The sequence below is a fragment of the Agrobacterium vitis genome, assembly GCF_013337045.2.
Taxonomy (GTDB): domain Bacteria; phylum Pseudomonadota; class Alphaproteobacteria; order Rhizobiales; family Rhizobiaceae; genus Allorhizobium; species Allorhizobium vitis_B.
The window spans coordinates 277,262-301,284 of record NZ_CP118262.1; the positions used below are offsets into that span (position 1 = coordinate 277,262).

A 24,023-nucleotide genomic window follows, 5' to 3' on the forward strand; every position below is an offset into this window, starting at 1 on the left:
GCCGACAATCGGCCCAGCCGCATTCCCATCCTCTGCGCACTTCGACCTGCCCCCGCTGGCAGAGCGGAATGTTGCACCCTCACCAGGAGTTTCATCATATGAGCAGCGATCCCTTTTCACTCGACATGTTCGGCAACAACGCGCTCTCCACCACGCTCGATCTTGGCATCACAGGCTTCGGAGGCCCCGCACCTGATGCGGCAAACGATGACGAGCCGGATCCGACGCCACCAGCGCCCGCCCCTGCCAAGGTGGCACCGACCAGTTCACACCCCCGCCCGCAGGGTCAGCGTTCCAACTTCCACCTCAATGACGACCGAGGCCTTGCCGCGTCCTGGCGGGATCGCGCTCGCGCCAATATCGCAGCCATCCTGATTGCTCAGGCGATAGAACAACGGGATCGGCCCGCCACACAGAAAGAACAGACGCAACTGATCCGCTTCACCGGCTTTGGCGCCAGTGAGTTGGCGAACGCGATGTTCCGCCGCCCCGGCGAAACCGCGTTCCGAAAGGGTTGGGACGAGATCGCGGCTTCACTGGAAAGCGCCGTCTCGCAGGCCGACTACGCGTCGCTCGCGCGCTGCACTCAATATGCGCACTTCACGCCTGAAGGGATCATCCGCGCGATTTGGGCAGGATTGCTGCGTCTCGGCTGGCGCGGCGGCCGCGTGATCGAGCCAGGTATCGGGACCGGCCTGTTCCCGGCGCTGACGCCACAGGAATTGCGGGGAGAGAGTTTCTTCACCGGCATCGAACTCGACCCGGTCACGGCACGTATCGTTCGCTTGCTGCAGCCGAAGGCCAGGATCATCAACGGCGATTTCGCGCGCACCGAGCTCTCACCGATCTTCGATCTGGCGATCGGTAATCCCCCCTTCTCCGATCGGACCGTCCGTTCCGACCGCGCCTATCGGAGACTTGGACTTCGCCTGCATGACTATTTCATCGCCCGGTCGATCGATCTCCTCAAACCCGGCGGGCTTGCTGCCTTCGTCACGACGCATGGGGCGCTCGACAAAGTGGACGGCACGGCGCGCGAGCATATCGCCAAGTCGGCCGACCTGATCGGCGCCATCCGTTTGCCCGAAGGCAGTTTTCGCCACGACGCCGGCACGGATGTCGTCGTGGACATTGTCTTCTTCCGTAAACGCAAGGTTGGCGAAGAGGCCGGCGATCTCTCGTGGTTGGAACTGGAGGAGGTTCGCCCTCCCAGCCCCGACGCCGAACCGATCCGCATCAATCGCTGGCTTGCGCGCCATCCCGAGTTTGTGCTGGGCAGCCATTCGACAACGTCCGGCCCGTTCGGCGAAACCTATACATGCATCGCTTCATCCGATCAGGATTTCGAGGCCGCGCTCGGCGCCGCCATCGCCCGGCTTCCCGCAGGCCAATATGACGGCGAGCCGACGCCGATTGACATCGAGCATGAGGCAGAACTTGGCGATTTCGTCGGTCTCAAACCGAACACGACCAGGATACGGGAGGGAAGCTTCTTCATCGACAAGGCCCACGGTCTCATGCAGATGATCGACGGTGCGCCGGTGGCGATTACCATGCGAAAAGGTCGCACAGGTGATGGCCTGTCGGAAAAGCACGTGCGGATCGTCACCAAGCTGATCCCAATCCGCGACGCTGTGCGCGAGGTATTGCGATGCCAGGAGTCCGATCGACCTTGGCGCGATGCTCAGGTCCGGATGCGCATCGCCTGGTCGAGTTTTGTGCGCGATTTCGGGCCGATCAACCATACGACTGTTTCGATCCAGGAGGACGCGGAGACGGCTGAGGTGCGGGAAACGCATCGCCGACCGAACCTGCAACCCTTCTTAGACGATCCGGATTGCTGGCTGGTCGCCTCGATCGAGGACTACAATCTCGAGACCGACACGGCGAAGCCGGGTCCGATATTCGCTACCCGTGTGATCGCTCCGCCGATGCCGCCTCTCATCACCAACGCGGCTGATGCGTTGGCGGTCGTGCTCAACGAACGCGGCCATGTCGACCTCGATCATATCGCCGAACTGCTGCATCTCGACGTGTCCACAGTGATTGCTGATCTAGGCGACGAGGTGTTCCGCGACCCAGCTGACGGATCCTGGCAGACAGCCGATGCTTATCTTTCAGGCGCAGTCCGTACCAAGCTCGCCGCCGCGCAGGCCGCAGCCGAGCTTGATCCGTCCTATGAGAGCAACATGCTTGCTCTGCAAGTTGTTCAACCGGCCGATCTTCGCCCCTCCGACATTACCGCCCGGCTCGGAGCACCATGGATACCGGCCGCCGATGTCGTTGCCTTCGTCAAAGAGAAGATGCAAGCCGACATCCGCATCCACCATATGCCGGAACTCGGATCCTGGACGGTGGAGGCTCGGCAGCTTGGATACAGCGCCGCCGGCACGTCGGAATGGGGAACGAGCCGCCGCCATGCCGGAGACCTGTTGGCCGATGCCCTGAACAGCCGGGCTCCCCAGATCTTCGACACCTTCAAAGATGCCGATGGCGAGCGCAGGGTTCTCAACGTCGTCGACACCGAAGCCGCGCGCGACAAGCTCCAAAGGATCAAGCAGGCATTCCAGGACTGGGTCTGGACCGATCCAGATCGAACCGACCGGCTGGCCCGCGACTACAATGACCGTTTCAACAACATCGCGCCGCGGAAATTCGACGGCTCCCACCTGAAACTTCCCGGCGCCTCTGGCGCCTTTGTTCTTTATGGGCATCAGAAACGCGGCATCTGGCGGATCATTGCCGATGGCTCGACCTATCTTGCCCATGCCGTCGGCGCGGGCAAGACGATGACGATGGCGGCGGCCATCATGGAGCAGCGCCGGCTTGGACTGATCGCCAAGGCCATGCTGGTCGTGCCCGGCCATTGCTTGGCGCAGGCTGCCCGCGAGTTCCTGGCGCTCTATCCCAATGCTCGTATTCTCGTCGCTGACGAGACCAACTTCACCAAGGACAAGCGGGCCCGCTTCCTATCGCGGGCTGCCACCGCCACCTGGGATGCGATCATCATCACGCACTCGGCGTTCCGGTTCATCGCCGTGCCGCCTGCCTTTGAGCAGGAAATGATCCAGGACGAGCTGCAGCTCTACGAAGACCTGATGGCCAAGGCCGATAGCGAGGACCGCGTTTCGCGCAAGCGGCTCGAGCGGTTGAAGGAAGGACTGCAGGAGCGGCTCGAAGGTCTCGCCACCCGCAAGGATGATATTCTCACCATCTCCGAAATCGGCATCGACCAGATCATCGTCGACGAGGCGCAGGAATTCCGCAAACTCTCCTTCGCCACCAATATGTCGACGCTGAAGGGCATCGACCCGAACGGCTCGCAGCGGGCATGGGATCTCTACGTCAAATCCCGCTATATCGAGACGAGGAATCCCGGCCGCGCGCTGGTGCTGGCGTCGGGCACGCCGATTACCAACACGCTCGGCGAGATGTTCTCGATCCAGCGCCTGCTCGGCCATGCAGCACTCGCTGAACGCGGGCTGCATGAGTTCGATGCCTGGGCCTCCTGCTTCGGCGACACGACGACCGAGCTCGAAATCCAGCCATCCGGCAAATACAAGCCCGTGAGCCGCTTCGCCTCCTTCGTCAATGTGCCAGAGCTGATCGCCATGTTCCGGTCCTTCGCTGATGTCGTCATGCCGGAGGATCTCAGGCAGTATGTAAAAGTCCCAAACATCTCCACCGGGCGCCGGCAGATCCTGACGGCCAAGCCGACGGCGCTGTTCAAGACCTATCAGCAGATGCTCGACGCGCGCATCAAGGCGATCGAGCAGCGTGAGGGACCGGTCAAGCCGGGTGACGATATCCTGCTGTCCGTCATCACTGATGGACGCCATGCGGCGATCGACCTGCGCTTCGTCATCCCCGATGCCGACAACGAGGAGGGAAACAAGCTCAATCTTCTCGTCCGAAACGCCTGTCGGATCTGGAAGGAAACGGGCGATGGCGTCTACCGACGCCCCGATGGCAAGGACTTCGATCTTCCGGGGGCGGCGCAGATGATCTTTTCCGATCTCGGCACCCTTAATGTCGAAAAGTCCCGCGGCTTCTCAGCTTATCGCTTCATTCGAGACGAACTGATCCGGCTCGGCGTGCCGGCATCGCAGATCGCATTCATGCAGGACTACAAGAAGACCGAAGCCAAGCAGCGGCTGTTCGGGGACGTCCGCGCTGGCAAGGTCCGTTTCCTGATCGGTTCGTCGGAGACGATGGGCACCGGCGTTAACGCCCAGCTTCGTCTTAAGGCGCTCCATCATCTCGACGTCCCTTGGTTGCCGTCTCAGATCGAGCAGCGAGAAGGACGGATCGTCCGCCAGGGCAACCAGCATGAGGAAGTGGATATCTTCGCCTATGCCACAGAGGGTTCGCTCGACGCCTCGATGTGGCAGAACAACGAACGCAAGGCCCGGTTCATCGCTGCGGCCCTATCCGGCGACACATCGATCCGTCGGCTCGAAGACATCGGTCAGGGCGCCGCCAATCAGTTCGCCATGGCCAAGGCCATCGCGTCCGGCGACGAGCGCCTGATGCAGAAGGCAGGGCTCGAGGCGGACATTGCCAGGCTTGAACGGCTGCGGGCGGCGCATGAGGACGACCAATATGCGGTCCGTCGCCAGATGAGGGACGCCGAGCGAGAAATCGAGGTCTCGACCCGGCGCATCGGCGAGGTCGGCCAAGACATCGCGCGGCTACGGCCGGGCGGCTGCGATGCCTTTACGATGGTGGTACTCGGCCAGGAATATGCCGAGCGCAAGGAGGCCGGCCGGGCGTTGATGAAGGAAATCCTCACCCTGCTCCAGCTTCAACAGGAAGGGGAGTTGCATCTGGCAACGATCGGCGGCTTCGATCTCGTTTATGAGGGGGAGCGCTTCGGCAAGGGCGACGGCTATCGGTACGACACGCTGCTTCAGCGCACCGGCGCAGACTACGAGATCGATTTGGCGATCACGGTCACGCCGCTCGGTGCCATCTCGCGGCTGGAGCACGCACTCAGTGGCTTTGACGAGGAACAGCACCAGTATCGCCGGCGGCTTGAAGACGCCGAGCGGCGATTGGTTTCCTACCGTTCCCGAGACGGAGGCGCTTTCGCGTTCGAAGACGACCTGAAGGAAAAGCGGCTGAATTTGCGGGCAATCGAGGCTCAACTGTCGGGAGACAACGAGACCGTCGCGGCAGCTGCATAGCTGGGTTGCACAATAAATGTTTTCCTGTTGGTCAAAATGCAGGCATAACGCCTTCAGCTGATGCATATGGCGGTCACCTCACAGTTCCGTCGCAGCAGCTGTTCCCCTCTGGAGGTTTTAGATCTCCATACTTCATGGGCCGCGGTTTTCCGCAGGCCCATTTTTTTGTTCTCCGCCGAGATCTAGCGCGGCATTATCTTTGCGAGCTCCACGTCAGGAAGGTCTCCGGTTTGAGGCTCTCCGTCCGCGCGTTCTCGACCAGCGGCTTAAGAGTGTCTTTGATGAAGTCTTCCATGGTCGTAGGGAGGACCGGACGATCATGGCGGAACTTGACACGGCCATCGTTAAGAGCCGCCGCGGTGTTCTTGTCATAGACCCATCGATCGAGCGTTCCGAATTTTTCCCGGAATACGGTTTCGACCTCGCGATCCTTCGGATTGATGAAGCGATAATCCACCTCTCTACCGAGTTCCCGGCCTATCAGCGCGGCGATCTCGGTCATCGTGTAGTCGATTCCCAGTTGCCTTACCGACCGGTGCTGATCGGTCGGCATTTCGAACTCCTTCGCCGCGAAATCCGCGATGTCCTGAACGGAAACCCAAGGCGCTTTGAGATCCGGGGCAAGCGTAAAGCCGATCCGATCGTGCTGCGCGATCGCGTCGCTCCACCTGGACAGGTCCTCCATAAACCAGCCACCCTGCAAGTGCACCAGATTGATGTCGCGTAACCGGTTGAGGATCTGATCCAGGATGTGAAACCCCTGAAAATGGCCGGTGTTTCCACAGAGTTCGGACCCCATTGCGGTCAGGCTCACGGCGAATTTCACCGGCGAATCCCGAAGTGCGTCGAAGAACCGAAGCGCTACCGCAGGGTAGTGTCCCCGAAAGTCCTTCGCCGCCCAAAGGGTTTTGACCATCAGAAACGCAGCGTCGGCGTCTTCGAAAAACCTGCCAAGCTTGCCATCACCTGTGTCGAAACTGCCAAGGAACGGTTCCGCTCCCTTCGCGACAAGGGTGTCTAGGGCAGGCCCCCCTCTTGAAAGAGCTTTGACGGAATGGCCCTTCGCCAGGAGTTTTTCGGTCAGTTTAACCCCGATCCTGCCGGTCGCGCCGACCACCGCAATACGCATTGTTCGTCTCCTAGTGTTGTTTAACTAGGATCCTAAAGCATTGCGTCGCAGCCCATAATTGGAGATAATGCCATATGATCTCGAAAACGGGCCAATCCTCGAATAAGCGACCTCCCTGCAGCACCGCTTGCGATCTCAGCCTCTCAAATGGGCCGGCGATGGCCATGAGAATGGACTTCGCCGACTATGAAGCCGAGGGGGTGCAGCACCAGCACCCGCAAGGTCAACTGATCCTGGCGCTCCATGGCGCGGTGACCTGCACTGCGGAAAGTGGGATGTGGGTCGTTCCACCCGACTGCGGAGTTTGGGTACCCGGCGGCGTTCCTCACAGCAATAAGGTCACACCCAATGCTCGTCTAACATACCTGTTTGTCGAGCCCGGCGCGTCCGCGCTTCCCGCTGAATGCTGCACTCTTTCGGTATCGCCAATGCTTCGGGAGATGATCCACCGAGTGGCGGACCTGTCAGAAAGCGGTGCGCGCGACGCGCATGTCGATCGCCTAATGCGGGTCATGCTTGATGAGCTCGCGCTGATGCCGCGGGAGAGGCTGGAGCTGCCCGTATCTGACCATCCAAAGATCGCCTTGATTGCGGCGGCCCTTTTGGCAGACCCGAGCGACCGCCGAACCCTCGGCCAATGGGCTGAGCACATCGCCGTCAGTGAGCGATCGTTGAAGAGGCTTATGGTCCAGGAAACAGGATTAAGTTTCGGCCGTTGGCGGCGTCAGCTTCATCTCGTCATCGCGCTACGGGAATTGGCCGGCGGTGCGACAGTCCAACGGGTAGCAGGCGACCTAGGGTACGAATCCACGACGGCCTTCATCGTCATGTTCAGGAAGGCGCTTGGGACCACGCCATCGCGCTACTTTACCGATCGGCTTTTAAGCGCCGAACGCACGTCTAGCTCAATCAAACAGGCCTGATCCCAGATCTCGACTTGAAATTGCTCTTCGCCGATAATATCTGGGCATCACTTCCTGATGAGACGATGTCCTGCTCGCTGCAATCGCGGCGGCGTTTGACATTGTCCCGGGATACAGAAGAAGGCGCTCCCCTCACGGGTCGAGCGCCTTTTTTGTACCGGCGGTGACTGTGAACTGGGCGCGGCACCTTGACCGCAACCGCATTGCAGAGGAGACCTGCACAAAACACTCCGTGGAAACAAATGCCATTCTTTCTCGTGACGCAGACATCACTGGTCGAAGCTCAAGATGAGCAGGAGGCCGCTCAAACCGGCGTCGACCGTCTCCGCTCCGGCGGACAGGTCACTGTCGCGGTTAAATCGGATGAGACAACGATCACGCACGTCGTGGTCGCTGCAAGGGTCGAACAGCCGCTCCCGGTCTCGCCCTCCGAAACCGTGAACCCATCGCCTTCTGCCATTGCTATTCCTGAAGGTGCTTCCGCCGTACCGGCAAACAGGAAAGTCATCTTGAAGCGTATGATGGCTGACGCGCTAGCCCTTCTTGGGCGTCGAGCCTAAGCCATCCTCGAGGTACGGCTGCTGCCAGCAGCCTCTTATCTTCGCGCCTCGGCTCGAATTGGTAAATAATGATCGAGAAAGAAAAGCAGGAAGGGTGAACCCGTCGCAGACCGGTCCTCCTGCCGACGCTGTCGCTCAACCGCCGCCTGCGCGATCCCGGCCGTTTGTCCTTCGCAGGGCTGGCAGCCCCGCTTGTCCTGCGCAGCAGGGATGCTCGGCCGCTGTTGCGGCAGTCCGGCCGCTCGGCGGTCCGGGAGGTGTCTTCGAGAAAAGATGAAGACAGGAAGGGCTGGCAAGGCGCCGGTCCGGAACTCTCCCGAAAGGAAAGACATCATGCAGATCATGAAGGTTGACCCGCGAGCACTGAAGGAAAACCTTGACCGGATGCGTCAGTCGAAGTCGTCGCCGCAGGCCGATGCGTTGATGTTGGCGACGATCAAGGCCGTCGGCATCGTCCAGCCGCCGGTTGTTGCCCCCGAAACCGATGGCGGTAATAGCTATATCATCGATGCCGGACATCGCCGCGTGCGACTGGCCATCGCCGCCGGCCTGGAAGAAATCGAAATCCTGGTCGTCGATGCCGCCAATGATAATGGCGCCATGCGCTCGATGGTGGAAAACTCGGTTCGGGAAGCCCTCAATCCCGTTGATCAGTGGCGAGGCGTCGAACGACTTGTGGCGCTCGGCTGGACGGAGGAAGCGATTGCCGTCGCTCTTGCTCTCCCCGTCCGCCAGATCCGCAAGCTGCGACTGCTCGCCAACGTCCTGCCGGCCATGCTCGAACAGATGGCGCTGGGCGACATGCCGTCAGAGCAGCACTTGCGGATCATTGCCGCCGCCGGTCAGGTTGACCAGAAGGAGGTCTGGAAGGCGCATAAGCCGAAGAAGGGCGACACCGCTCCGTGGTGGCAGATCGCCAATGCGCTGACCAAAAAGCGCATGTATGCCCGTGATGCGAGCTTTGATGACGATCTGGCGCAGGCCTATGGTGTCGAGTGGGTCGAAGACCTCTTCGCGCCGGCCGACCAGGACGGTCGCTACACTACCAATGTCGAGGGCTTTCTCGGCGCCCAGCATGAGTGGATGACCGCCAACCTGCCGAAGCGTGGCGCCATCGTCGAGGTCAACGGCTGGGGCCAGCCGGAACTGCCGAAGAAAGCGTCTCAGGTCTACGGCAAGCCCTCCAGGTCAGACCATACGGCGCTCTATCTCGATCGCGATGGCAAGGTGCAGACGGTGCATTACCGCATGCCCGAGGCGGCAATGCCGAAGGGCGCTGGAGCAGGCGAATCCGCCGCGAGCAACGATGACGACGATGCGATAGCCTCGCCGAAGGTTCGCCCCGATGTCACCCAGAAGGGCCATGACATGATCGGGGATTTTCGCACCGATGCGCTCCATGATGCGCTCGGCCGCGCGCCGATCGAAGACGACATGTTGATGGTGCTCCTGGTGCTAGCCTTTGCCGGGCAGAACGTCCGCGTCGACTCCGGTGCAGATGGGGCCTTCTACGGCGGCAAGCGCTTCTCGCGCCACGCCGTCGCCCTGTTCGACGAGCACGGCAAGCTTGCCTTCGATCAGGACACGCTTCGGGTCGCCGTTCGTTCGGTGCTGATCGATGTGCTGTCGTGCCGCCGCGGCATGTCGAACAGCGGCATGGTTTCGCGCATCGCAGGCGAGGCGATCGGCGCCGACGAATACTTGCCGAACATGGGTTCGGAGGAGTTCCTCTCGTGCCTTTCTCGCCAGGCGTTGGAGGCATCGTGCGCCGAAGCTTCCATGCAGCCGCGGCAGAAGGTTCGCGAGACCCGCGCAGCGCTCGTCGAGCATTTCGCAGACGAGCACTTTGTCCATCCGTCTGCCCGCTTTGCACCACCAGCCGAAGAGTTGGTCGATTGGATCCAGGCGAGCTCCATCACGGATGCTAGGGACGCAGCCCCACACGACGACCGTGGTCAAGCTGACCAACCCGATGCGAACCGGGACGCGCCTATCGATGAGGCTGGGGATCACGATGATCCGCAGGATTCTGATCTGTCTGACGACGAAGAGCACGACGACGTCGATCAGAGGGCTGCAGCATGACCGCCGCCTGCTGGTCGAACATGGTAGCACCCACCCCCGGTTTTCGGGGGTGGCGTTCACCACCGCACCACGCGGAAAACGACGGGCTGTCCTACTTTATCGGCTGCCGAAGCCTGGGATTTGACATGTTCGATATCCGCGCTTCGAAACCGCTGGCGAAAGCAATCGGCGTCCGGCGAGAAACCCAGCGGCATCGGGGATGTCTGACCCGGCAGATTATGGCGCGCGCGGGAAGGCAGGCGACAACGGTGACGGCCCGGGGCCAGCCGCGTCGAAGATCCGGTCCTCGTACTTATCAATAGGAGCTTTTCGGCCGCCTCAACTTCGTGCGGTGGATCGAACTCGAGATCATCGCCTGCAGGCTCGCGGTGTAAGAGCAGGTCATCAGTGAACTGCAGCCTCGTGACAAGCGACCTGTACATCATCCGACGACACAGGCAGACCCGCGAAGAGGGTGCTGGAGCTGGGCTTGTCTGGCTTCGGTGCCGTCGGCATGGCTGGCTTGGCCATGGTCCCGTCTCGTGGCGCGGATTGGCATCGGACCCCTCCGGACTGCCCTTCTTTTCGTTGCGGTCTGAACCGGCGGCCGGTCGTTTCAAGGCCGCTATCGCGCCGCGTGGCGGCCGATCCAGCCTCACTGCGCGAGGGCAAGCTCGCGGTCTGCTCAGGTTAAAACCTGCTGGCCCACAAACCTGCCCTGCTGGCTCAGCCGGATCGGACCTCTGAAGCCGACCGTCCTTTGCCGGTTCTGGTCGTCCGCATCGAAGGGCAGACCGGCACGGGCCGGAACCACTTCGGCAGCCAAGGAAGGAACAGACATGGCCAAGCCCGCAACTCATAACCGCTCCAACGCTCGGAGCACGCAACTCCGCAAGGGAGCAACCCTCGAAATGGTCCGCCTCTCCTGCCCAGACACCGCCCAGGCACTCAAGATCGCCGAAAGCTTCGGCACAGCAGTCGTCGACAGCGATGGCATCCGCAGCCTGCACGAGCGGCTGATTGTCGAGACCGCCGACAGCCTCTCCGAAGGGCTCGGCGAGAGGGCCATGCAGATCCATCTGCAGCGTATCGTCGGGGCCTTCGTCGGATCGGCACATGGCGCCGGACAGTTTTACTCCCGCGCCGTCACCGAGGCCCGCGACGCAACGGCCAAGGCATCGAATGATGCTCGCGACGAGGATCTCGACGGTCCGGTTGGTTATGACAGTGCCGCCCAGCGCAAGCGGGAATTCGCGGCTGACATGGGCATCCAGTCCCATGCGTTGCGCATGGCCGCAGAGGGCGCGGTTGCCGCCTACGAACAGGTCGTCGGCGAGACCTGGAAACCCTTCGACCGGCCGGTCGAACATCCGGGCGCGTCACTGGACCGCAAGGCGGCGGAAGTTCAGATGGCCGCATTGGGATGACACATTTGGCGGGGACGCCCCCGCCTTCTTTTCCTGATCCGAGGCCGGTGCCTAGAGCATCGGCCTCTTCTCATGTCGAAAAGCAAAACTGGAGACGCGCCTATCGCCGCCCGTCCCGCTCGGCGGTCCTGCAGGAGCCGGGTGCCCATACAACGGCTTTGCCGTCCTCCACGCTGTTGCGGCCGTTCCGGTGCATGACCACACCTTCAGCCCCTGACTTCGGACCTCCGTGACGGACCGCGATAGGCGCTGTCCTCAGAATGGAGAAAGAAGTCATGAGCAGGAAAACGGACACCAACCGCGTCGACATCTATGCGCGGATCACCGATCGGATCGTCGAGGATCTCGAACAGGGCGTGCGTCCCTGGATGAAGCCATGGAGCGCCGCCAACACCAATGGTCGCATTACCCGGCCGGTGCGCCACAACGGTCTTCCTTATTCGGGCATGAACGTGCTCCTTCTATGGTCGGAGCAGATATCGCGTGGCTTCGCCTCGTCGATGTGGATGACCTTCAAGCAGTCCCTCGAACTGGGCGGGGCCGTGCGCAAGGGCGAGACCGGTTCGACCGTCGTCTTCGCCAGCCGCTTCACCAAGTCCGAAGCGGACGGGAACGGCAACGAAGTCGACCGGGAGATTCCGTTCCTGAAGGCCTATTCGGTGTTCAACGTTGAGCAGATCGACGGGTTGCCCGACAGCTATTACGCGCCTTCGGCGAAGGCAGTTGACCCGATCGCGCGGATCAAGAGCGCCGATCGCTTCTTCCGCAATACCGGCGCAGTCATCAGGCACGGCGGCAATCAGGCCTACTATTCGCCGATCATGGACTACATCCAGATGCCGCCCTTCGAGGCGTTTCGCGACGCTGCCGGATACGCGGCCGTCCTCAGTCATGAGGCAACCCACTGGACAGCGGCGGAACATCGCGTGGGGCGTGACCTGTCGCGCTATGCGAAGGACCGAACGGAGCGGGCGCGGGAAGAACTCATTGCCGAACTCGGCAGTTGCTTCCTCTGCGCTGATCTCGGTATCGCGCCAGAGCTCGAGCCACGTCCTGACCACGCTTCTTATCTGCAGTCGTGGCTTACGGTGCTGGCCAACGACAAGCGGGCGATCTTCCAGGCAGCAGCCCATGCGCAACGGGCCGTGAGCTTTCTGCATTCACTGCAGCCGGAAACGGAGATGAGGGCTGCGGCCTGACTCTTAAGCGCGGTCGTCACCACCGGTGGCGGCCGCCTGATCCTTTTCACGCTGGTCGCTAAGACCAGTGCAATGTCAGCATCCAGCCTTCCCCAGATCGACGGTTTGGCAGCGTCGAGTTTCGGTTTGCGGGATGGCTTGCGTTCGACGATGAACGGCTTGGTCGGCTGTCGCATTTATCGTCCAGGCTGCGATTCGCGAGTGCAACGAAATCGCAGGGGGCGCGGTGGAAAAGCTGACCAATTTCCACGAGGGGCTCGTTTTCCTAACTGAGGCATTCAGCGACGACCGGTGCGGGTGGGACATTACGCAGGACGCCATTCGTGCCCGAGGCATATGCGGCGACCGCCATTGCCATATTCCTACCCGTCAGAGTTTCCGGCAACCCATCTGCGGGCTCGATGAGGCATGTCTGACCGGAGAACGGCTGCGCCTCGATCGTCTTCCCGCAACGACAATTCGCAGATTTCTTACCCCGGACCCTTTAGGGGATCCTCCTCTCCCACTAACAAATCTGCGACTTGCCGCCCTCCATTTCATTCCGGCCCTATCGGGTGCGGTCCGATCGTCACCGGTCTGTTCGACAGCCATCGAGACCGCGATGGGCGCGGCCCGAACTTAAGAAAAGGAACATGACAATGGCAACCATCGGCACTTTCACCTCCACCGAAAACGGCTTCACCGGCTCCATTCGCACTCTCGCCCTCAACGTCAAGGCACGCATCGCCCGGGTCGAGAACCCCTCCGACAAAGGTCCGCAGTTCCGGATCTACGCTGGAAACGTTGAACTCGGAGCTGCCTGGCAGAAGACATCCGAGCAGGGTCGCGACTACCTCTCGGTCAAGCTCGACGATCCGAGCTTCCCGGCCCCGATCTACGCAACGCTCGCTGAGGTCGAAGGAGAGGATGGCCTTCAGCTCATCTGGTCCCGCCAGGTCAGGGACTAAGGATCCAAGAGGCCCCGCCACCGGCGGGGCCTCCTTCCCTGCCGGGAGATCAAAGCAGGAGCCGGCATCGAGCCGGCCCTGCTTTTTTGGTGCCATACGGATAGGTGAGGAAGCTACTCAGAATGCGGGATGGTACCAATCGGCACTGCCCGCGTCAGAGGATGAGCGGTTCCCCCAATTTGCTCCACCCGCCCTGAAGGGCAGCCTCCGCAAATCGGCTCCCCCACTCCCCGCCTTCGCCGGTCGCGTTCGCGATCCTTGACCCGACCATCGCCTCTCAGCCCCGCCGGTCATCTTTCACAAGCGTCAGGAGACGAAGATGATCTACGAAATCGCAAACTACATCGAACAACTGCGGGCTGAGCTGCGTAACGCTGAAAACGGTGCGGAGCGCCGTCAGATCCAGGCCGAGCTTGAACTCGCTCAGGCAGAGCTGATTGTCGCCGCGGCCGAGCTGGACGGTCTTGCAGAAAGCGAACCGCCTTTCTGAGGCGGCTTCCATCGTCCGTGGTCTTCGAAGTCGAGCTGCCGCAATTCTCCAGTCGATCCCATTTCATCGACATTGGGAATGATGCGGATCGTTCGTCCTGCCGCAACCAGATGCCGGCAGAATTTTCCCCGCCTGCGGCTCCTCGCGCTATCAAAATTCAGCCGGCATCAGGTCCTCCGCTGACGCTTCGGCCGTCCCGGTGCAGCACTCCTTCCCGATCCGCATTTCATCCCCGCGACGAAACGCAATCGACAGGAGAAACCAAATGCAACAGCTTGCCAAATTCCTCAAAGCAACCGGCCGCCGGCTTCGCTCCCTCTCCAAGGTGGTCTGCCACTTCTTCCGCAAGGGCAAACTCGGCTTGAAGATCGCGATCAAGATCCCGTTCTTCGTCGACATCGAGGTCAACCTCCAGACCGATTGGAACCGACGGCGATAACGCCGTCCCGGCCCGCTCCGGCGGGCCGGCTTCAATCATCGACCGCACCATGGCTCGCGCCGGCCGGCCCAGGTTCGTGCCAGACCCTCCGAGACGAGAATATCGCTGAGGCTGCGGCCGTCTCTGACAAGGACGCGAAGCTTGCGCTCGTATCGGTCGGTATCCCTTCCCGGCCACGCGTGAAGCTCAAACGGTCCTTGGTTGATCAGCGTGACAAACCGCTCGGTGGCTTTGTTGCCGCGCCTCAGTTCCGAGGCGCATTTCGGCTCGCTAATTTCCGGCGTGTCGATATCGGCAACGCGGATTTTGTCACCGCGCAGCCAAAGCGTATCGCCGTCGACGACGCATGTGATCCGCTTGACTGTCTCACATTTCCGGATAGCGCTCGGAAGCACGACGCGCTCGGCAGAGACAGCTGTGTTTGGCATGGCGAAAATCGTCATGATCGTGACGGTTGTAACGGCGAGCGAGAGTAACACACGAGGCTTCTGCCAAGTGGCTTTCTTGTCGGGTTTGATCAATATGCTTCCTCAATTTCACATTCTGAGCGGGGGCTTAGCCATCCAGTCGCCTGTTTCGCACGACCGTTCGATATCCGCGACCTCGCTTTTGCCGAAGCAGCTCCAGGAAGAGAACCACGGCATCCTTTTCCAGCTTGAAATGGTGGATCAGACCTTGCCCTGCCGTCCCGATCCGTCCCCAGCGGCGCGTCAGGCATGCTTCACCAAAAAGATTCGGTTCGATGGATAGCGCATAGAAGCGAGCCATGTTTCTGGCGCGGTCGGTCCGCTCGATATAAAGCTGGTAGCGCTGGGTGATCATGGCGACATAATCGCGTGCAGAAGCCAGGGCGTCCAACGAGTGTTTTGAATCGGTTGCGGGTCATCGATTCATATTGTTGAACCATGCAGACGGTTGCTTTGGGCGGTCCGCCTGCGGCGTACGGCTCTATTCGCAATGCGAACGAAGCCAGCAAGCCGTCTTCGCCCATTCGGGTCACGATCCTCCCGCAGATGATCCTGGCCAGGATCATCGATCAGTACCCGAGGTAACCGATCACGTCGCCACCGTAATATTCGCCTTGATCATCGGAGTGTGCGATCACATCGCCGCTCTCGTCATCGACGAGAGCCCGATCAGTGGGTCGCACCACGGCACGGATACGGTGTCGAGCGCATTCTGCAATCGCTTCGTCTGCTGTCACATTCGCCTCGCAGGCTTCCCAATATCGCATCGCTGCCTCCGGCTATTTATCAGTTCGATTGACAGTCTGCAGAGAGACGTCTGCGGTGGTGACGCTCTTCTGGAAGCGGTTCTCTCCGACGCAGGATTTCATGTCAGCGCGGCGGAACCAGATGGCGCGGCCGCATCGCAATGGCGCGTTGCCGGCCGTAAAGACGATCTGCTCGTCGGCGCGCATGCGCAGCACTTCGTGCGGCTGGATCAGCGGTCTCGACGCCAGTTGCTTTGATCGCGTGCGCGAGGATCCGCGCGCCTGGAAACTGCGGCTGATCTGATCTATTTCGACGGTAGTCATGCCGCAGCGTCCGGAGATATAATCGGCGGTCTCGGGATCGTTGATCGCGGCAAACGAAATCCAGCTGGCACTCTCGAACCATTTGCTTGCAGCGTCGCGACCGCCATAAGTCTCGCGCATCTGACCGATCGACTGGTAGATCATCGTCAGCGTGATGCCGTATTTGCGTCCGGCGTCACGCGCAGTTTCGATGATCCTCATGTAACCGAGACGAGCGACCTCATCGAGGAGAAACAGCGCGCGACCCTTGATCTGTCCGTCGTGATTGTAGATCGCATTCAGAAATGAGCCGATGATGACCCGCGCAAGACCGGAGTGGGTCTCCAAGGTCTTGAGATCGATATTGATGAAGACGTCGGTGTTTCCCGCAGCGATATCGCCGGTCGAGAACTTCTTTCCCGAAACGAGGGCGGCATAGTTCGGATAGGACAGCCAGTGTGTTTCCTTGACGGCATTGGCATAAACACCCGAGAAGGTTTCGGGCGTCATGTTGACGAAGGCTGCGACATTCTCCTTCACGAAATCCGAGCCGGAATTGTCGTAGACGTCCTGCAGTCGCTTGCGCAATGTCGGCTCTGGCTCCGAAAGATTCATGCGCACCTGCCGAAGCGTCTGGTCCTTCTCTTCCGTGTGACCGGACAAGCAGACATCGGCAATCAGCGCTGTGAGAAGCTGCAGCGCTGAGGCGCGAAAGAAGTCGTCACGGACACCGCGCGCGCCGCCGGTGTCGCTCATGATCCATGAGGCGACCGAGGCGATGTCCTCTTCCTTGGTTCCGCCGAAACTTCCGACCCAATCAAGAGCATTAAAGCCGATTTCCGGCTTCTTCGGATCGAGGACAAACACGTCCCTTCCCGCCCCGCTTCGATGCGCAGAGACCATCGGTGCGACCTCGTTCGATGGGTCAAGCACGACCAGCGTGCCACCCCATTTGAGCGCGGTCGGGATTGTCACCGACGTCGTTTTGAAACCGCCGGATCCAGCAAATACGATTCCATGCGACGAGCCGAACGAGCCATCGAAGCACAGCAGCGGAGACTTGCCGCCGGCGCCCCACGTCTCAGCGCTATCGGCTCGAAAGGCTTGGCTCCCGACGCTGTCTTTGTCGGCCCGATAGCGTTCGCCGATGACGATGCCGCCAGCGTCCGGAAACAACACCGCGGCCTCGGCTAGCTTCATCCAATCCGCTTCGCCGTGGAGGGCCCGCTTGCCCTGGATGCGTTTGGGCTCGGCCCTTGCGAACGCCGCATTGCCGACAAGCGCCACGCGGAGTGCGAAGCAGGCGCACATAAGCGCTGCGCCCGCTCCGATCGCCGTTGCTGGATCGAGATAGCTCAAGACCGACTTGTCGGCGTTGAGCGCCTTCGTGAAAGCGGCAAGTCGCATTGTTTCGCGCGCGGCCGCTATCAGCATCGTCGCGTTACATCCGGCAAGGACGCCCCATCCTGTCTGCTTGATATTCACCGAGCCGGCGGTCGCGAACAGGAACAGAATTCCGGCCGCCGCGCTGGCCACATAGGGCAATGCGATGCCCGCCCGCCCCCATGCCAATCGCGCGGCCTCGGTCTTTCCGAAGCCTGCAAGCCACTGCTCGATCCCCGTCATTCCGATGACGACCGAGATCATCAGCACCGGAGGCACAACGACGAGCGCGATCCTATTGATCGTCATTGCCGAAGGCCTCCACGCCGATTGACGTGAGCCTGGACCGCTCGCCCTCGTCGCCCTTGGTCCGGCGGGCGGCATCGAGAAGCATGCCCAGTAACAGCGCGCGATTCTCGTAGCGCAGCCCGGCTTTGACGATCAGGCCGCCGAGTTCGATCTTTTCGCGCGTATCCTTCTTGCGGGCGTCGGATGTCATCGTTCTCGCCATACGCTCAAGCCTCACCAGCGCTGCCCGCGCCCGCGCCAGACGCGTCCGCCGCAGTCGACGCTGCGCCGCCGCTATCGCCGGCGCCCTTCTTCCCTCCGGTCGTAGCGCCCTGCCCTCCGCGAAACCGCTTGGTCAGTTGCTCGAACGCTGCCTGAAGATCCGCCTCGTCGATTTCGATCTCGCCAAGGCCCGCCTTGAGCGCGATCCGGCCGATCCGCTCAGCTTCCCTTGTCTCGGCGAGCTTGAGCTGTTCCTGCAGCTTGGCGATTTCATCACGGATTTTCGAGGATGGTTTCTTCATTTCCGATCGTCTCCTGGGCGAGAAAGCTTGTGTTTCGAAGCCAGTTTTTCCGAAGGGAGTGCGGAACGCACTACTGTGAATCCTACAATCGCCAAGGGCGATGCTTTCTTGGATGATCCCGGCCGTTCCGAAGGAGCGGCTTCCAAGGGCGCAATTATACGTCGCTGACGCGACGTGTTGCTAAGAGCGCCCGATGGGGCCGGCGCTCCCGACGAACCCATTGATTTCGTTCACAACCGGGAGAGAACTCCGCCGTGGCCGTCCCTCACTTCTCCGTCAGCATCGTCGCCCGTGGCTCTGGCCGCAGCGCCGTCCTGTCGGCGGCCTACCGGCACTGCGCCAAGATGGAGTTTGAGCGGGAAGCCCGGACGATCGATTACACGCGAAAGCAGGGGCTCCTGCATGAGGAGTTCGTGGTTCCTGCCGACGCGCCGGAATGGGTGCGCAGAATGATTGCCGATCGCTCGGTCGCCGGGGCATCAGAGGCCTTCTGGAACAAGGTGGAGGGCTTCGAGAAACGATCCGACGCGCAACTCGCCAAGGACGTTACCATTGCCCTGCCGCTCGAGTTAACTGCCGAGCAGAACATCGCGCTCATGCGCGACTTTGTGGTGGGCCACATCACCGCGCAGGGCATGGCCGCGGACTGGGTCTATCACGACGCCCCCGGCAATCCTCACGTCCACCTCATGACCACATTGCGCCCGCTGGCCGAAGACGGTTTCGGGTCGAAGAAGGTCGCGGTGCTCGACCCGGATGGCAAGGCAATCCGAAATGATGCCGGCAAGATCGTCTACCAGCTGTGGGCCGGTAGTACTGAAGATTTCAATGCGTTTCGCGACGGCTGGTTTGCCTGCCAGAACAAACATCTGGCGCTCGCCGGGTTCGATATCCGCATCGACGGCCGTTCCTTCGAAAAGCAGGGTATCGACCTCGAGCCAACCATTCACCTCGGTGTCGGCGCCAAAGCCATCGAGCGCAAGGCCGAGAGATCTGACCACAAGTCGGAGACGACCCCGCCTCCCAAACTCGAACGCCTCGAGCTTCAGGACGAGCGCCGCAGCGAGAACGCCCGCCGCATCCAGCGCCGTCCTGAAATCGTGCTCGACCTGATCATGCGGGAGAAGAGCGTCTTCGACGAACGCGACGTCGCGAAGGTCCTGTATCGCTATATCGACGATGCTGCGCTGTTCCAAAGTCTGATGGTCCGCATTCTGCAAAGTCCGGAAGCGCTTCGGCTCGAACGCGAGCGCATGAACTTTGCGACTGGTATTCGGGAACCCGCGAAGTATACGACGCGCGAGATGATCCGGCTTGAAGCCGAGATGGCCAATCGCGCGATCTGGCTCTCCGGCAGCACCTCCCATGGCGTCCGTGAGGCTGTGCTACACGCGACCTTTGCGCGCCATTCCCGTCTGTCGGATGAGCAGCGAATGGCGATCGAGCATGTCGCTGGGGCCGCGCGCATTGCCGCCGTCATCGGTCGCGCCGGCGCCGGCAAGACCACGATGATGAAGGCGGCACGCGAGGCGTGGGAAGGCGCCGGTTATCGCGTGGTCGGCGGAGCGTTGGCTGGCAAAGCCGCCGAAGGTTTGGAGAAGGAAGCGGGCATTGTTTCCCGCACGCTGTCGTCGTGGGAGCTTCGCTGGAACGAGGGTCGCAACCAGCTCGACGACAAAAGTGTTTTCGTACTCGACGAAGCCGGCATGGTGTCGTCGCGGCAGATGGCGCTCGTCGTCGAAGCCGTAACCAAGGCCGGCGCCAAACTCGTCCTTGTCGGCGACCCGGAACAGCTTCAGCCGATCGAAGCCGGCGCCGCCTTCCGCGCTATCGCCGATCGCATAGGCTATGCCGAACTCGAAACGATCTATCGTCAGCGACAGCAGTGGATGCGCGACGCCTCACTTGATCTGGCGCGCGGTAACCTTGGCAAAGCAGTCGATGCCTATCGCGCACATGGACACGTGAGGGGATCGGACCTCAAGGCACAGGCGGTCGAAAGCCTGATCGCCGATTGGGATCGCGATTACGATCCTTCGAAGACCAGCCTGATCCTCGCCCACCTTCGTCGCGATGTGCGGATGTTGAACGAGATGGCCCGTGCCAGACTTGTCGAACGTGGCGTCGTCGCAGACGGATTCGCGTTCAAGACAGAGGACGGAATCCGTAGGTTCGCCATCGGCGACCAGATCGTGTTCCTGAAGAACGAGGGAAGCCTTGGCGTCAAGAACGGCATGCTGGCAAAGGTGCTTGAGGCCGCGCCTGGACGTATCGTCGCCGAGATCGGCGAAGGCGAACATCGTCGGCAGGTCACGGTCGAGCAGCGCTTCTACAACAATCTCGACCACGGCTATGCGACGACGATCCACAAGAGTCAGGGCGCGACCGTCGACCAGGTGAAGGTGCTTGCCTCCCTCTCGTTGGACCGGCATCTCACCTATGTGGCTATGACTCGCCATCGTGAGGATCTCGCTGTCTACTACGGCAGTCGCTCCTTTGCGAAATCCGGCGGCCTCATCCCGATCCTGTCACGCCGGAACGCCAAGGAAACGACGCTCGATTACGAGAAGACGTCTTTCTACGGCCAGGCGCTGCGCTTTGCAGAAGCGCGAGGCCTGCGCCTCATGAACGTGGCGCGCACGATCGCGCACGATCGTCTCCAATGGGCCGCCCGGCAAAGCTCGAGGCTCGCCGATCTCGGCGCCCGTCTCGCCGCCATCGGTGCGACGCTCGGACTGGTCCGCGGTAGCAACAAGCAATCCATTCCGGACACAATCAAGGAGGCCAAGCCCATGGTATCAGGCATCACCACTTATCCCAAATCGCTCGACCAGGCGGTCGAAGACAAGCTCGCCGCGGATCCCGGGCTCAAGAAGCAATGGGAGGACGTCTCGACCCGCTTCCAGTTCGTCTACTCCCAGCCGGAAGCTGCCTTCAAGGCGATCAATGTCGATAGCATGTTGAAGGACCAGTCGGTCGCGCAGTCCGCCCTGGTAAGGATTGCCGGCGAGCCAGAGAGCTTTGGCGCGCTCAAGGGCAAGACCGGTCTTCTCGCGAGCCGTGGCGACAAGCAGGACCGGGAAAAAGCGCTCGCCAATGTGCCGGCGCTCGTCCGAAATCTCGAGCGCTACCTTCGTGAGCGAGCCGAAGCCGAATTCAAACATGAGACGGAGGAGCGCGCGGTCCGGCTCAAGGTTTCGGTCGACATCCCGGCGCTCTCTGCAGCGGCCAAGCAAACGCTCGAGCGCGTCCGCGATGCGATCGATCGCAATGATTTGTCCGCTGGCCTCGAATATGCTCTGGCCGACAAGATGGTGAAGGCCGAACTCGAAGGTTTTGCCAAGGCTGTGTCCGAGCGCTTCGGAGAACGGACCTTCCTTCCTCTGGCTGCGAAAGACACGAGCGGTAAGACCTTCGAGACCGTCACATCGGGCATGACGGCCGGACAAAAGGCTGAGGTCAAGGCCGCGTGGAACTCCATGCGGACAGTCCAGCAGCTGGGCGCTCATGAACGAACGACCGAAGCTCTCAAACAGGCTGAGACAATGCGTCATACGAAGAGCCAAGGGCTCTCGCTCAAATGACGGCGGGAACTGAAACGCTCCGGTCGATGACAGCTCAGCAACGACGAGCGGCAGGTATCATCTCGGTGGTCGCATTGGTTACCGTAGTGACGATTAGCATTGCCGTCACCGGCGGCTACCGCATCAATCTGACTCCGAGCGAGCCCCTCGGCCTGTGGCGCATTATCCCGCTTCATCGACCGGCAGCAGTCGACGACCTCCTGTTCGTCTGCCCACCGGAAACGGCGGCGATGCGGGCAGCGAGGGCACGAGGTTATTTCCGTTCTGGTTCCTGCCCGGACGGCGTCGCACCTTTGATCAAGACAGTGATCGCCGTTGCAGGACAGCATGTCGAAATCGGCGACACCGTGAGCGTGGACGGAAGGAAGGTCCCCTTCTCAGACCTCGCTTTGCGCGATGGAAAAGGGCGGCCGTTGACGCCCTTTCCGAACGGCATCGTACCGCCGGGATATGTCTTCCTGCATTCCGCATTCCGCGGCTCTTACGATTCCCGATACTTCGGTCCGTTGCCCGCGTCCGGTGTTCTTGGACTGGCGCAGGAGGTCCTCACCTATGCGCCATGAATATCTTCGGGCGACGGCGCTGATATTCACTTCCATCGCGATCGGCGTGGCGGGCTGGAGCGGGCATGCGTTGCTTCTACCCGTTGCGCTCGGATTTCCGGTTCTTTGGTCAATCGCGCGAACGAGATCAGTGGCGGCACTTGTGTCCGCCGGATATTTCTTGGCGGCGTCGCGAGGTCTGCCACAGGGCGTTGCCGCCTTCTACTCGTCCGATATCTGGCCGGGCTTGTTGCTCTGGCTGTGCGCGTCTTTGAGCTTTGTCATGGTGCATGCCGTGCTCTGGACGATGAACGGGCCCATGCGTCCGTTTCGCTATCTAGTCGCGGCAGGCGTCATGGCCATCCCGCCATTCGGCATCACGGGCTGGGCACATCCCGTGACAGCCGCGGGTGTTCTGTTTCCGGGATTGGGATGGTGGGGGCTTGGACTTATGACAGCGGGCCTTGCGGGCCTCGTAACCCGCATCTGGCCAGCTGTCGCCATCACCTTGACTGGGTTTTGGCTGTGGTCCGCCGCGTCGTGGACCGAGCCGAGTTTACCCAATGGCTGGCGCGGTGTCGACCTCGAATTGGGCGCTTCGCTTGGTCGGGACGCCGGTCTTCACCGCCAGCGTGACCTGATCGCAACGGTGCGTGGCGCCGCCAACGGTGGCGCCCGCTTTGTGGCGCTGCCGGAAGGTGCGCTTGGTTTCTGGACACCGACCGTGGCGCGGCTTTGGACGAGGACGTCAGGCGATACCGATGCAACGGTCATCGCCGGCGCAACGATGCTCGATGCCACCGGTTATGACAATGTCCTCGTCGCGATCGACAGGAATGGTGGAAGCAGCATCCTCTATCGCGAACGCATGCCCGTCCCCGGCTCGATGTGGCAGCCCTGGCGTTTCTTGTTCGGGGAGAGTGGTGGTGCCAGGGCGGATTTCTTTGCGAACCCGGTCGTCCCGATTGGTGCCAGCCAAGTAGCGCCGCTGATTTGCTACGAGCAACTGATCGTCTGGCCCGTCCTTCAGTCGATGCTGCACGATCCGGAGTTCATCATTGCCGTCGGAAACGGCTGGTGGGCCAAAGGAACCTCAATCGTCGCGATCCAACGGACTGCTGCCACGGCGTGGGCGAATCTGTTCGGAAAACCGCTTGTTATTGCCTTCAACACCTGAGTCCTCAGGAGACACCATGATCGACACGGCCCTGATAAAAGAATGCGCAGACCCTTCTCTCAAGCCAGCGGTCGTCGAGCAGTTCGTGATCGCAGCGGGCTCGGATGATCCCTTTGCCGTCACCGTCAAATCCGGCGGCCGGCTGATCCTCATTCCGAAAGCGGCATCGGCCGAGGAGGCGATGGCGATCGTGCGCCAATATGCCGGCCAGGCCGTCGTTCGCGTTGGGCTGACGCAGTTCCCCGCTGGGGTTGGAGTGAGGGAAGCGACCGAATTGAAGCCCGATTTGGTCGATCCCTGCCAGAACCTTCGCAAAGGCACCGCGATGTTCGCCAAGGTCCTCAGGATCGTCGCGAAATGGTATGGCAACCCGACGAGCAAAGACGTCTTTCCGCAAATTTTCGAGGATGCGGTCTACGCATGGAAGACGGGCGAGTTCGAGGGCGTGAGCGTGTTTCAGGCGGAGGATCCCGGAACGCCGCTTAATGTTCCGCAGCAAAGTGTAGAGAAAATCCCCGCCGAGGAGGATGACGCCGAGGCCAACACAAGAGAGAAACAGCCAGAGGCGGAGCAGGATGCAGGCATACGGATCGATCTGTCGCGCATTGGCGGTCAGCAATAGAATTGAGTTCGCCTCGCCTTGCG

At 61.2% G+C, this 24,023-nt stretch carries 21 protein-coding genes; 13 read left to right on the top strand and 8 right to left on the bottom strand.

From position 1 onward, the window contains the following. Positions 1–98: 98 nt before the first annotated feature. Positions 99–5,186, top strand: coding sequence for a DEAD/DEAH box helicase family protein (locus tag G6L01_RS27170; protein WP_174096575.1), 5,088 nt, complete (start codon positions 99–101; stop codon positions 5,184–5,186). 193 nt (positions 5,187–5,379) lie between these two features. Here the strand turns inward: G6L01_RS27170 and G6L01_RS27175 are convergent, their stop codons facing one another. After that, positions 5,380–6,315 (bottom strand): NmrA family NAD(P)-binding protein, encoded by a 936-nt coding sequence (locus G6L01_RS27175; RefSeq protein ID WP_174096576.1) that lies wholly within the window; start codon positions 6,313–6,315, stop codon positions 5,380–5,382. Between the two features lie 74 nt (positions 6,316–6,389). Between G6L01_RS27175 and G6L01_RS27180 the strand changes: the two genes are divergently transcribed. The 3 genes from G6L01_RS27180 (at position 6,390) to G6L01_RS27190 (ending at position 9,883) form a co-directional block, all read left to right on the top strand. Next, entirely contained in the window at positions 6,390–7,238 is an 849-nt protein-coding gene (locus G6L01_RS27180; RefSeq protein ID WP_174096577.1) for an AraC family transcriptional regulator, read from the top strand. A 242-nt stretch (positions 7,239–7,480) separates the two neighbouring features. Further along, positions 7,481–7,798: a hypothetical protein gene (locus G6L01_RS27185; protein WP_174096578.1), complete on the top strand. Its 318-nt coding sequence runs from the start codon at positions 7,481–7,483 to the stop codon at positions 7,796–7,798. 333 nt (positions 7,799–8,131) lie between these two features. After that, positions 8,132–9,883 (top strand): ParB N-terminal domain-containing protein, encoded by a 1,752-nt coding sequence (locus G6L01_RS27190; protein WP_174096579.1) that lies wholly within the window; start codon positions 8,132–8,134, stop codon positions 9,881–9,883. Positions 9,884–10,547: 664 nt separating this feature from the next. Here the strand turns inward: G6L01_RS27190 and G6L01_RS27195 are convergent. Beyond that, a complete protein-coding gene (locus tag G6L01_RS27195; RefSeq protein ID WP_174096580.1) occupies positions 10,548–10,703 on the bottom strand; it encodes a hypothetical protein in 156 nt (51 codons plus the stop codon). Between G6L01_RS27195 and G6L01_RS27200 the strand changes: the two genes are divergently transcribed. The 5 genes from G6L01_RS27200 to G6L01_RS27220 all read left to right on the top strand — a co-directional run bounded on the left by G6L01_RS27200 (position 10,702) and on the right by G6L01_RS27220 (position 14,364). Continuing rightward, positions 10,702–11,289 carry a hypothetical protein gene (locus G6L01_RS27200; RefSeq protein ID WP_174096581.1) on the top strand — a complete coding sequence of 196 codons (588 nt, stop codon included), beginning with the start codon at positions 10,702–10,704 and terminating at the stop codon, positions 11,287–11,289. The genes G6L01_RS27195 and G6L01_RS27200 overlap by 2 nt on opposite strands. A gap of 275 nt (positions 11,290–11,564) precedes the next feature. Next, entirely contained in the window at positions 11,565–12,488 is a 924-nt protein-coding gene (locus G6L01_RS27205; protein ID WP_174096582.1) for an ArdC family protein, read from the top strand. Between the two features lie 638 nt (positions 12,489–13,126). Then, a complete protein-coding gene (locus tag G6L01_RS27210) occupies positions 13,127–13,435 on the top strand; it encodes a DUF736 domain-containing protein (RefSeq protein ID WP_174096645.1) in 309 nt (102 codons plus the stop codon). Between the two features lie 319 nt (positions 13,436–13,754). Continuing rightward, positions 13,755–13,925 carry a hypothetical protein gene (locus G6L01_RS27215; RefSeq protein WP_174096583.1) on the top strand — a complete coding sequence of 57 codons (171 nt, stop codon included), beginning with the start codon at positions 13,755–13,757 and terminating at the stop codon, positions 13,923–13,925. A gap of 265 nt (positions 13,926–14,190) precedes the next feature. After that, a complete protein-coding gene (locus tag G6L01_RS27220) occupies positions 14,191–14,364 on the top strand; it encodes a hypothetical protein (RefSeq protein ID WP_174096584.1) in 174 nt (57 codons plus the stop codon). 35 nt (positions 14,365–14,399) lie between these two features. Here G6L01_RS27220 and G6L01_RS27225 read toward each other — a convergent pair whose 3' ends face one another. The 6 genes from G6L01_RS27225 to traC form a co-directional block, all read right to left on the bottom strand. Then, a complete protein-coding gene (locus G6L01_RS27225) occupies positions 14,400–14,885 on the bottom strand; it encodes a thermonuclease family protein (protein WP_234902245.1) in 486 nt (161 codons plus the stop codon). 34 nt (positions 14,886–14,919) lie between these two features. Beyond that, the gene (locus tag G6L01_RS27230; protein ID WP_174096647.1) at positions 14,920–15,186 is read right to left on the bottom strand and encodes a WGR domain-containing protein; all 267 of its coding nucleotides are present in this window, start codon (positions 15,184–15,186) and stop codon (positions 14,920–14,922) included. A gap of 214 nt (positions 15,187–15,400) precedes the next feature. Further along, complete coding sequence (locus tag G6L01_RS27235; protein WP_174096585.1) at positions 15,401–15,598, bottom strand: hypothetical protein; 198 nt, start codon at positions 15,596–15,598, stop codon at positions 15,401–15,403. 12 nt (positions 15,599–15,610) lie between these two features. Beyond that, a complete protein-coding gene (gene traG, locus G6L01_RS27240) occupies positions 15,611–17,572 on the bottom strand; it encodes a Ti-type conjugative transfer system protein TraG (RefSeq protein WP_174096586.1) in 1,962 nt (653 codons plus the stop codon). Continuing rightward, positions 17,559–17,774: a type IV conjugative transfer system coupling protein TraD gene (gene traD, locus G6L01_RS27245; RefSeq protein ID WP_174096587.1), complete on the bottom strand. Its 216-nt coding sequence runs from the start codon at positions 17,772–17,774 to the stop codon at positions 17,559–17,561. Before traD ends, traG begins: the two co-directional genes overlap by 14 nt. A gap of 4 nt (positions 17,775–17,778) precedes the next feature. Beyond that, entirely contained in the window at positions 17,779–18,075 is a 297-nt protein-coding gene (gene traC, locus G6L01_RS27250) for a conjugal transfer protein TraC (RefSeq protein ID WP_174096588.1), read from the bottom strand. A gap of 254 nt (positions 18,076–18,329) precedes the next feature. Between traC and traA the strand changes: the two genes are divergently transcribed. From traA to G6L01_RS27270, 4 genes are read left to right on the top strand one after another with little or no spacing between them, the layout of a single operon-like run. Further along, on the top strand, positions 18,330–21,659 hold the full coding sequence (gene traA, locus G6L01_RS27255; protein WP_174096589.1) for a Ti-type conjugative transfer relaxase TraA: 3,330 nt from the start codon (positions 18,330–18,332) through the stop codon (positions 21,657–21,659). Then, a complete protein-coding gene (gene traF, locus G6L01_RS27260) occupies positions 21,656–22,222 on the top strand; it encodes a conjugative transfer signal peptidase TraF (RefSeq protein ID WP_174096590.1) in 567 nt (188 codons plus the stop codon). Before traA ends, traF begins: the two co-directional genes overlap by 4 nt. Beyond that, positions 22,212–23,378, top strand: a complete 1,167-nt coding sequence (locus G6L01_RS27265; RefSeq protein WP_174096591.1) for a conjugal transfer protein TraB — start codon at positions 22,212–22,214, stop codon at positions 23,376–23,378. The genes traF and G6L01_RS27265 overlap by 11 nt, the downstream gene beginning before the upstream one ends. Before the next feature lie 16 nt (positions 23,379–23,394). Next, positions 23,395–24,000, top strand: coding sequence for a TraH family protein (locus tag G6L01_RS27270; protein ID WP_174096592.1), 606 nt, complete (start codon positions 23,395–23,397; stop codon positions 23,998–24,000). Positions 24,001–24,023: the final 23 nt, after the last annotated feature.

Excerpts from the sequence above, each read along its gene's own strand:
- traC (WP_174096588.1), bottom strand. The coding sequence starts at position 18,075 with ATGAAGAAACCATCCTCGAAAATCCGTGATGAAATCGCCAAGCTGCAG.
- G6L01_RS27185 (WP_174096578.1), top strand. The coding sequence starts at position 7,481 with ATGCCATTCTTTCTCGTGACGCAGACATCACTGGTCGAAGCTCAAGAT.
- G6L01_RS27195 (WP_174096580.1), bottom strand. The coding sequence starts at position 10,703 with ATGTCTGTTCCTTCCTTGGCTGCCGAAGTGGTTCCGGCCCGTGCCGGT.
- G6L01_RS27175 (WP_174096576.1), bottom strand. The coding sequence starts at position 6,315 with ATGCGTATTGCGGTGGTCGGCGCGACCGGCAGGATCGGGGTTAAACTG.
- G6L01_RS27205 (WP_174096582.1), top strand. The coding sequence starts at position 11,565 with ATGAGCAGGAAAACGGACACCAACCGCGTCGACATCTATGCGCGGATC.
- traF (WP_174096590.1), top strand. The coding sequence starts at position 21,656 with ATGACGGCGGGAACTGAAACGCTCCGGTCGATGACAGCTCAGCAACGA.
- G6L01_RS27230 (WP_174096647.1), bottom strand. The coding sequence starts at position 15,186 with ATGATCACCCAGCGCTACCAGCTTTATATCGAGCGGACCGACCGCGCC.
- G6L01_RS27215 (WP_174096583.1), top strand. The coding sequence starts at position 13,755 with ATGATCTACGAAATCGCAAACTACATCGAACAACTGCGGGCTGAGCTG.
- traG (WP_174096586.1), bottom strand. The coding sequence starts at position 17,572 with ATGACGATCAATAGGATCGCGCTCGTCGTTGTGCCTCCGGTGCTGATG.
- G6L01_RS27180 (WP_174096577.1), top strand. The coding sequence starts at position 6,390 with ATGATCTCGAAAACGGGCCAATCCTCGAATAAGCGACCTCCCTGCAGC.
- G6L01_RS27265 (WP_174096591.1), top strand. The coding sequence starts at position 22,212 with ATGCGCCATGAATATCTTCGGGCGACGGCGCTGATATTCACTTCCATC.
- G6L01_RS27170 (WP_174096575.1), top strand. The coding sequence starts at position 99 with ATGAGCAGCGATCCCTTTTCACTCGACATGTTCGGCAACAACGCGCTC.
- G6L01_RS27200 (WP_174096581.1), top strand. The coding sequence starts at position 10,702 with ATGGCCAAGCCCGCAACTCATAACCGCTCCAACGCTCGGAGCACGCAA.
- G6L01_RS27190 (WP_174096579.1), top strand. The coding sequence starts at position 8,132 with ATGCAGATCATGAAGGTTGACCCGCGAGCACTGAAGGAAAACCTTGAC.
- G6L01_RS27220 (WP_174096584.1), top strand. The coding sequence starts at position 14,191 with ATGCAACAGCTTGCCAAATTCCTCAAAGCAACCGGCCGCCGGCTTCGC.
- G6L01_RS27270 (WP_174096592.1), top strand. The coding sequence starts at position 23,395 with ATGATCGACACGGCCCTGATAAAAGAATGCGCAGACCCTTCTCTCAAG.
- G6L01_RS27235 (WP_174096585.1), bottom strand. The coding sequence starts at position 15,598 with ATGCGATATTGGGAAGCCTGCGAGGCGAATGTGACAGCAGACGAAGCG.
- G6L01_RS27210 (WP_174096645.1), top strand. The coding sequence starts at position 13,127 with ATGGCAACCATCGGCACTTTCACCTCCACCGAAAACGGCTTCACCGGC.
- traD (WP_174096587.1), bottom strand. The coding sequence starts at position 17,774 with ATGGCGAGAACGATGACATCCGACGCCCGCAAGAAGGATACGCGCGAA.